7 protein-coding genes are annotated in these 8,470 nt (G+C 67.8%); 2 read left to right on the forward strand and 5 right to left on the reverse strand.

All coding sequences use genetic code 11. From position 1 onward, the window contains the following. Positions 1–78 precede the first annotated feature (78 nt). The 5 genes from metG to tmk all read right to left on the reverse strand — a co-directional run bounded on the left by metG (position 79) and on the right by tmk (position 6,251). Complete coding sequence (metG, locus tag VGT00_04090; GenBank protein HEV8530576.1) at positions 79–1,968, reverse strand: methionine--tRNA ligase; 1,890 nt, start codon at positions 1,966–1,968, stop codon at positions 79–81. 7 nt (positions 1,969–1,975) lie between these two features. After that, on the reverse strand, positions 1,976–3,520 hold the full coding sequence (locus tag VGT00_04095; protein ID HEV8530577.1) for an ABC transporter substrate-binding protein: 1,545 nt from the start codon (positions 3,518–3,520) through the stop codon (positions 1,976–1,978). Between the two features lie 289 nt (positions 3,521–3,809). Then, positions 3,810–4,700 (reverse strand): regulatory iron-sulfur-containing complex subunit RicT, encoded by an 891-nt coding sequence (gene ricT, locus VGT00_04100; protein HEV8530578.1) that lies wholly within the window; start codon positions 4,698–4,700, stop codon positions 3,810–3,812. Next, positions 4,697–5,587: a DNA polymerase III subunit gene (locus VGT00_04105; GenBank protein HEV8530579.1), complete on the reverse strand. Its 891-nt coding sequence runs from the start codon at positions 5,585–5,587 to the stop codon at positions 4,697–4,699. The genes ricT and VGT00_04105 overlap by 4 nt, the downstream gene beginning before the upstream one ends. 25 nt (positions 5,588–5,612) lie before the next feature. Beyond that, positions 5,613–6,251, reverse strand: a complete 639-nt coding sequence (tmk, locus tag VGT00_04110) for a dTMP kinase (protein ID HEV8530580.1) — start codon at positions 6,249–6,251, stop codon at positions 5,613–5,615. A 121-nt stretch (positions 6,252–6,372) separates the two neighbouring features. On the opposite strand from tmk, the gene VGT00_04115 reads away from it, so the two are divergent. Together VGT00_04115 and VGT00_04120 are read left to right on the forward strand one after the other, a co-directional pair. Next, complete coding sequence (locus tag VGT00_04115) at positions 6,373–6,864, forward strand: cupin domain-containing protein (GenBank protein ID HEV8530581.1); 492 nt, start codon at positions 6,373–6,375, stop codon at positions 6,862–6,864. 113 nt (positions 6,865–6,977) lie between these two features. Continuing rightward, the coding region (locus VGT00_04120; GenBank protein ID HEV8530582.1) for a xanthine dehydrogenase family protein molybdopterin-binding subunit at positions 6,978–8,470 on the forward strand (1,493 nt) is incomplete at its 3' end.

The raw sequence follows: 8,470 nt of genomic DNA on the forward strand, positions 1-8,470 counted from the left end.
GGTCAGCGCGATCATGGTGAAGAGGTCGAAGTGCCGGACGAGGAGCCGGAAGGTCTCCTCGAGGATGTCCCGGCGCACCTAGTTGACCTTGGAGCCCGAGGGCACGTCCTTGTCGAGCGTGAGCAGCGAGACGGTGCCCTCGTGGGAGGCGGCCAGCACCATGCCGTTGGACTCGACGCCCATGAGGGTGGCGGGCTCGAGATTGGCGACGATGACCACCTTGCGGCCGACGAGCGCCTCGGGCTCGTACTGCTCGGCCACGCCCGCCACGAGGGTTCGCGTCTCCTCGCCGACCTTGACCGTGAGCTTGAGGAGCTTCCTGGACTTCGGCACGCGCTCGGCCGCCACCACCTCGGCCACGCGCAGCTCGACCTTGGCGAAGTCGGCGATGGGAATCTTCCCGGCGCTGCCCGGCGCCGTCCCTGACTTGGGCTCCTCAATCACCTTGACGTCTATTCTCGGGAAGAGGCCGGCCACCTTCTGAACGGACGCCCCGGCCGCGAGACCGCCCCAGGCGATGTCCTGAAGCCGTGGTGCGCCGCTTCCGATGCCGGCGCGGATCTTGGCGGCCCCCTCGGGCAGGAATGGATCGAGCAGGATGCCGAGACAGCGCAGGGACTCCCCGAGCGTCCACAGCACCGTGTCGAGCCGCTCGCGGTTGGCGGGGTCCTTGGCCAGCGTCCAGGGTGCCGTGGCATCCACATAGCGGTTCGCGAACCCGAGGAACTCCCAGATCGCGGCGAGCGCCCGCTGAAAGGCGAAGTCCTCCATGGCCGCATCCACGTCGGCCACCGCGCCCTCAAGCGCTCCGCGCAGCGCCACCTCCGGCTCGCCCGCCGCGCCGCGAGCGGGGATGCGCCCCGCGCCGAAGTTGACGATCATGGTCGTGGCGCGCGAGACGAAATTCCCGAGGTCATTGGCGAGGTCGGCATTGAGCCGGCCCACGAAGGCCTCCTCGCTGAAGCTGGCGTCCAGGCCGAAGTTCATCTCGCGCAGCAGGAAGTACCGGAACGCGTCGTGGCCGTACTTGTCCGTCAGCTGGAAAGCCTCGACGACATTGCCGATGGACTTCGACATCTTCCCGCCGCCTATCGTCCAGTAGCCGTGGACATTGAGGCGCTGGTAGAGCGGGATCCCGGCCGCCTTGAGCATGGTCGGCCAGTAGACACTATGAGCCCGGAGGATGTCCTTGCCGATCAGGTGCTCGGCATGCGGCCAGAGTTCTTTGTAGAGCGGGCCGTCGGGGTAGCCCACGGCCGAGATGTAGTTGAGGAGCGCGTCGAACCAGACATAGGTGACGTACTGGTCGTCGAAGGGCAGCGGGATACCCCACTGCAGCCGCGCCTTGGGCCGGCTGATCGAGAGATCCTGGAGCGGCTCGCGCAGGAAGCCCAGCACCTCGTTCCGATAGCGCTCGGGCTGGATGAAGCCGGGATGATCCTCGAGGTGCTTGATCAGCCAGTCCTGGTACTTGGACATCTTGAAGAAGTAGTTCTTCTCCTTGATGAAGATCAGGGGCGTCTGATGATCGGGGCACTTGCCGTCGACGATCTCCTTTTCGGTGTAGAAGCGCTCGCAGCCGTAGCAGTACCAGCCGCCGTACTCGCCAAAGTAGATCTCCCCGGCGTCGTAAAGCTTCTGGAGTATGGCCTGCACGACTGCTTTGTGGCGCGGCTCGGTGGTGCGGATGAAATCGTCATTGGTGATGCCGAGCCGCTGCCAGGTCTCCCGGAACATGGCGACGTAGGTGTCGGCGTGAACCTGGGGCAGCACCCCCGCTGCCGCGGCCGCCTGGGTCATCTTGTCGCCGTGCTCGTCGGTGCCGGTGAGGAAATAGACCCGGTCGCCACGCAGCCGGCGGTAGCGGCACATGGCGTCGGCCATGATGGTCGCCCCCGCATGCCCGAGATGCGGCCGCGCGTTGGGATAGTAGATCGGCGTCGTCAGATAGAACGTACGGTCGGCCATCCGTCGCTTACTTGGCGAGCCAGACGTTCCAGAAATAGAGGTACGGGCCGGGCTTGAAGCCGCGCACCTCCTTGCGCGTCACGTCGAGCTGAAAGTAGTCGCCGAACTTGATGCGCCCCACGTCCTCGTAGAAGATGGCCTGGATCTTCTCGATGATAACGCGGCGCTTCTTGGGATCGGTCTCGCGGGCCAGGTCGGCGAGGAGCTTCTCCTTCTCCTCGTGGCACCACCAGCCGGGCCAGTTGCACTGGATGCTCGTGGCGATGGCGGGATCGGGATTGAGCGAGAATCCCGTCGAGAAGATGTCGTAGAGCTCCGGCTTGCCGCGTCGCTGGACGAGGGTGGCCCAGTCCACCACCTGGAGATCGACCTTGAAGCCCGCGTCCTCCATCTGCTGCGAGGCTACCAGCGCGGTGTTGTACATCCACTCGTACTCCTTCGTCGTGATCCAGCGTACGGGCTGGCCCGTGTAGCCCGCCTCCTTCAAGAGCTGCCGCGCCTTGGCCTTGTTCTTCTGGTTGTAGCCCGTCACGCCCGTCTGCGAGTGCATCAGCCCTTGCTCGGGGTAGAAGAGCGCGCCGTCGAGCCGGTAGAAGGCCTTGTTGCCGATGGCCGCGGCGAGGATCGGCTCCATCTCGAGGGCAGCCTGGAAGGCCTGGCGGACCTTCCGGTTGGCCATCAGGCCGTCCTTGTGGTTGGGCACGGCGGTGATCCACCCATAGGGCTTGGCGATTTGCGGCTCGAGGGCGGGCTGACCCTTGACGCGATCGAACTGATCCTGCCGGAGCTGCTGGGCGAAGTGGTACTCGCCGGTCTCGGAACCGGCCAGCCGCACGGAGGCCTCGGGCACCGGAATGAAATAGATCTCGTCGATGTACGCCGTGCGCTTGCCGCCGTAGCCATTGGGCGCCTCGGAGCGCGCGGAGTATTCCTTGAAGCGCGCGAGCTTGACGTGCCGGTCGGGCTTGTGCTCGACGAAGCGGTAGGGGCCGGTGCCGATATACTCCTTGACGGGGGCGTCCCCGGCCGCGGCCAGCACCTCCTTGGGATAGATCGCGCCGCCGTTGTTCGGCGAGCCGAGCCCGAAGAGCAGCGAGCCAGAGGGCTCCTTGAGATAGATCACCACCGTGTACGGATCCTTGCCCTCGATCGCCTCCACGTTCTTCCACACCGCCTTGCCCGTGGTCGAGAGCTTGGCCCAGTGCTGGAGCGAGGGCACCACGTCGGCCGAGGTCATCTCCTTGCCGTTGTGGAACCGAACACCTTTGCGCAGCGAGATCGTGTAGCGTCGTCCGTTGTCGCCGATCACGTGCCCCTCGGCGAGCATGGGGACGGGGGTCAGGTTCTTGTCGTAAGTGTAGAGCATCTCGTACATGTGCCAGGTGATCTGCTGGGTGATCACGGCCGTCGTCGCGTGGAGGTCGAGCGTGGGCGCCTCGCCGATGAGGCCGGCTTTGAGCACGCCGCCCATGCGCGGCTGATCCTGCGCGGCAGCGGGCGCGGAGGCGGCCGTCAGGAGCGCGAGGGCCGCCACGGCAAGGAGTCTCGCCATCGTCAATACCTCTCTCAGCCTGGATTCTTCATGAAGGAGATTCTCTCATCGTACGGCCCCCTGATTTACTCAGCCCTCGCCTCGCGGCTGCGCCGCTCAACTCGAACTGCGGCCCGCTCCCCCGCGACGGGGGAGAGGGATGACAACACTCTCGCCACGCTGCTCTCTTCATTCTCATCCCTCTCCCCCCGTGGGGGAGAGGGCCGCAGTTCGAGCTGAGACGCTCGCCTCGAGCGACGAGGCGAGGGCTGATTTGGTGAGGGGGTCAGGTGTTCGCGCATGATCCAGGTCAGAGCGGCTGGATGTGCGGGCGCCCTTCCCACGTCAGCGCCTCCAGCGGCACCTCGGCCTCGGTGCCGTCCTGGAACCCCACAACCACGGCCTGCTTCAGCACGCGCAGCGAGCGAACCTTGCCCGTCATGCATCCCTGCCCGCCGCAATCGGCCTGACAGGCGGTGCCCACCTTGGGCAGGTGCTTGCGCAGCTGCTCGTAGGTCGAAAACTCGTAGAGCAGGCAGCACTTGAGCCGCCCGCAATTGCCCAGCAACCGGTTGTCCGTGAGCGGCATGTCCTGGCCCTTGGCCATCTTCACGGAGATTGGTTCGAACTTCTTGAGGTACGACGAGCAGCAGAGCTGGCGCCCGCACGGGCCAATCCCGTCCATGAGCTTGGTCGTGTCGCGCGCGCCGATCTGGCGCATCTCGATGCGCGAGTGGAACTCGTGGGCGAGGTCGCGCACGAGGTCGCGGAAATCCACCCGCTCCTCGGCATTGAAGAGCACGGTGACCCGGCGGTGACGAGCATCGATCTCCACGTCCACCACCTTGAGCGTGAGCCCCCGCCCGCGCGCCCGGCGCCGGCACGTCTCGGCGTGCTCGAGCTCGAGGGCCCGCCGGTCGCGCCACTCGCGGATCTCGGCATCGCTGGCGCGTCGGAGCACGTGACGGTAGAGGCGACCACGCTTGAACTCGGGGAGGAGCCGCTTGGGCCGGCGCACCTCGCCGATCCCCGTCCCCTGCCCGGTCTCGACGGCCACCACATCGCCCACGCGCAGATCCACGTCGGTGGTCAGGTAGTCCTCGGCCTGGAGGGGCTCGCGCAGCCTTATGCCGATGAGGTACTGCGGCTCGGCCTCCGCGGTGTCAGCCGAGGTCGTCACTGTCTCGGTCGTATCGCTCATATCTTTACGCCGCCTTGTCTATGGATTTCGCTCGCCTCGGACGGTGGGGCCCCAGCCCCACGACGTCCTGCAGCTCGCACTTCTTGGAGTCGGCTCAGCAATACCTCGACGCTGAGCCGCGGGGAGACATTACCCTGGATGGCCTGCCAGGCCTCGCGACAGGCGCGAAGCCCGGCCACGACCTCGTCGAGCGTGCGACGAGAACCGTCTGGTTTCTCGATTTCGCCCGCCTGTGCGCAGAGGAGATCGCGATACCACAGCCAGCACGTCTCGACCATGCTCTCCGCGGCCTCGCGATCGCGTCCGATGGCTTCGCCGATCTGCAGCACCGCGCCGGCCCCACTGCTCTGTACCTGCCCGAGCCATTGGAGCGCCCGCTCATGCTCCGGGCCATCGCCGCGCGGCAAGAGCGCGACCGCGCCCTCCGGCACCATGGGCCGGAAGCGAACGATCTGGCAGCGTGAGAGCACGGTGGCGGGGAGCGCGCGGAGCTGGCTCAGGATGAGTATGATCACCGTGCGGGCCGGCGGCTCCTCGAGCGTCTTCAGAAAGGCCTGGGGCGCCGCGCCGGTCATCGTCTCCGCCTGGTCGACGATGAAGACCTTCCACGGCGCCTCCGCCGGCCGCAGCGACGCCATCCGGCCGAGCTCACGGATATTCTCCACGCGGATTGCCTCCGTGCCCTTGGGATTGCTCTGGGGCGGCGTGGGCTCGATCACCCGCACGTCGGGATGCGCTCCGCGCGCGATCCGCCCTGCCCCGGCGGCACCCACGAGCGCCTCGGCGAAAGCGAGCGCTGTGGCCTTGCGGCCCACGCCCTCCGGGCCGATGAAGGCATACGCGTGGGCCACGCGGTCCGTCTCGATGGCGCGCCGAAGGAGCGCCACGGCCTCCTCGTGCCCGCGGATCGACTCAAGCCCCACGGCTGGACCCTCGTCGCTCCAGGCGCTCCTCGACCGCGCGCGCGATGTCGGCGTGCAGGACGGCGGCGTCCCGCGACGCGTCGAATACTCGCACGCGGTTCTTCTCGGCGCGCGCGATCTCGAGATAGCCTTCGCGCACGCGCCGGTGAAACGCCAGGTCCAACTTCTCGAAGGCGTCGAGGGGCCTGCTGCCGATGCGCGACATGCCCGCGGCGGGGTCGAGGTCGAGGAGCAGGGTGAGGTCCGGCGTGATGCCGCCCGTGGCGAGGGCATTGAGATCGCGAATGGTCTCGAGGTCCATGCCGCCGCCCCAGCCCTGATAGGCTAGCGTGGCATCGGCGTAGCGGTCCGAGACGACGACGGCGCCGCGCTGGAGCGCCGGTCGGATGATCTCGGCGACGTGCTGCTGGCGCGCCGCCATGAAGAGGAAGGTCTGCGTCAGCGGCGTCGGCGGCGCGGCCTCCCGCTCGAAGAGCCCGCGAATGGCGGAGCCCAGACGGGTACCGTCAGGCTCGCTGGTCAGCACCACTTCGAAGCCGCGCGCATGAAGCCACTGGCCGAGCCGCTCGCACTGGGTGGTCTTTCCGGAGCCTTCCACGCCCTCGACAGTGATGAGGACGCCACGCATGACGTAACTCTAACACATTGAAAAGGCGAGGGTCTCTCGACTTTGTCGCACGCGTGTGATACGAGTAGGACGCCGTCACTGTAACCGCACGGAGCGCCCCGCTCGCAGATCGGAGGACGTCATGGAAATCCAAGAGCTACTCCAGGGCCGCGTGGCCCGCTTCGTCGACCGCGTCGCCGACTGGGACGCCTTCGCGGACGCGCGCACGGAGGGCTTCCGCCGCGCTCAGCACCGCTTCATCGGGGTGGGCGCCTCCGGCAAGAGCGATGCGAAAGCGATTCCCGCCGATCACTTCACGCTCTCCATCATGTTCGTGCCGCCCGGCCAGGGCAACGCCGCGCACACGCACCCGGTCGAGGAGGCCTTCTTCATCCTCGAGGGCAAGGTCAAGGTCTTCCTCGAGGACGGCCAGGGTGCCCGCGCCGAGACGGTGCTGAGCAAGTGGGACTGCATCTCCTGCCCCGCCGACGTCCGGCATGGCTTCGAGAATGTCGGGCTGGAGGGCGCCTACCTGCAAGTCATGCTAGGCGCCGGACAGCCCGGGCTCATGGACTACGCGGATCCGGAGCTCGCGAAGAACCGCGACGCGCATCTCAGGCCCACTCGCGTCTGAGCCCTCCCCTGGAATCCGGCCAGAAGCTCGTCGGAGCCTCGATCCGGCGCAAGGAGGACGCCCGCCTCCTGCGCGGTCTCGGCCGCTACACGGACGACCACACGCTGCCCGGCATGCTGTGGCTCGGCATCGTCCGCAGCCCTCATGCCCACGCCCGCATCGTGAAGATCGACGGGCGCGAGGCCTCGAGGCTGCCCGGCGTGGTGGCCGTGCTCACCCGGGAGGACTTGCCCGAGCTGGGCGGCTCCGTGCCTCCGCTGGTCCCCGCGCCGACCTTCCCTCCCTATCACCACCCAGTGCTCGCTTCGGCCATGGTCAAGCACGTGGGCGAGGCGGTGGCGGTCGTGGCGGCCGAGACGGCCTATGTCGCCGCCGATGCCGTCGAGCGGGTCGTTGTCGAATACGAGCCGATGGCCGCCGCCGTCTCTCCCGAGGCCGCGCTCGCTTCCGAGGCGCCCAAGGTCCACGACGACTGGCCGGGCAATCTCGCCGGCATCTCCGAGACGCACACGGGCGATGCCAAGGCCGGATTCGCCAGAGCCGACATCATGGTCGAGATGCGGCTCCACTACCCTCGCGTCGGCGGCACGCCCATCGAGACTCGCGGGGTGCTCGCCTCTCACGATGCCGCCACCGGCCTCCTCACCACCTGGTGCTCGACCCAGGTGCCCTTCGGGGTGCGGAGCGGCATCGCGGCCGTGCTCGGCATGGCAGAGGAGCACGTGCGTGTCATCGCGCCGGACGTGGGCGGGGGATTCGGCATCAAGGGTCACGTCTATCCCGAGGACATCCTGGTGCCCGCCGTCGCGCGCCGGCTCGGCCGTCCCGTCAAATGGATCGAGACACGGCGCGAGCATTTCCTCACCGCCGCGGCCGACCGCGACCAGGAGCACCAGGCGCGCCTCGGCCTCACGCGCGACGGCGCCATCGTGGCGCTCGAGACCGACTTCACCCGCGATCACGGCGCGCACACGCCCCTCGGCGAGGCGATCGCGTACAACACCATGAACCATCTGGTGGGGCCGTATCGCGTCCCTCACTTCAAGGGCGTGGGGCGCAACGTGGTCACCCACAAGACCTTCCTCGCCGCCTATCGCGGCGCGGGACGGCCGGAAGCCAACTTCGTCCTCGACCGTCTGCTCGACCGGGGCGCGCGCGCCGTCGGCATGGATGCGGCCGAGCTCCGCCGCAAGAATCTCATCCGGATGGAAGAGATGCCGTGGCGGACGGGCCTCGTCTACCGCGACGGGGTGCCCATCGCCTATGATCCGGCGGACTACGTCAAGATCTTTGATCTCGCCCTCGAGCGTCTGGGCTACGCGGGCTGGCGCGCCGAGCAGGCCACGCGGCGAGGCTCGTCGCGCCCCATCGGGCTCGGCGTCTCCGCGTACATGGAGGGCACGGGCATCGGTCCCTTCGAGGGCGCCAACGTGCGCGTGGATCCCAACGGCACCGTCTTCGTGGACATCGGCGTCTCCTCCCAGGGCCAGGCCCACGAGACGACCCTGGCCCAGCTTGCCGCCGACGCACTCGGCGTGCCCATCGAGCAGGTCGTGATCCGCGGCGGCGACACCCAGCTCCTGGGCTACGGCATGGGCACCATCGC

This window comes from Candidatus Methylomirabilota bacterium (assembly GCA_036002485.1).
GTDB lineage: Bacteria > Methylomirabilota > Methylomirabilia > Rokubacteriales > CSP1-6 > AR37.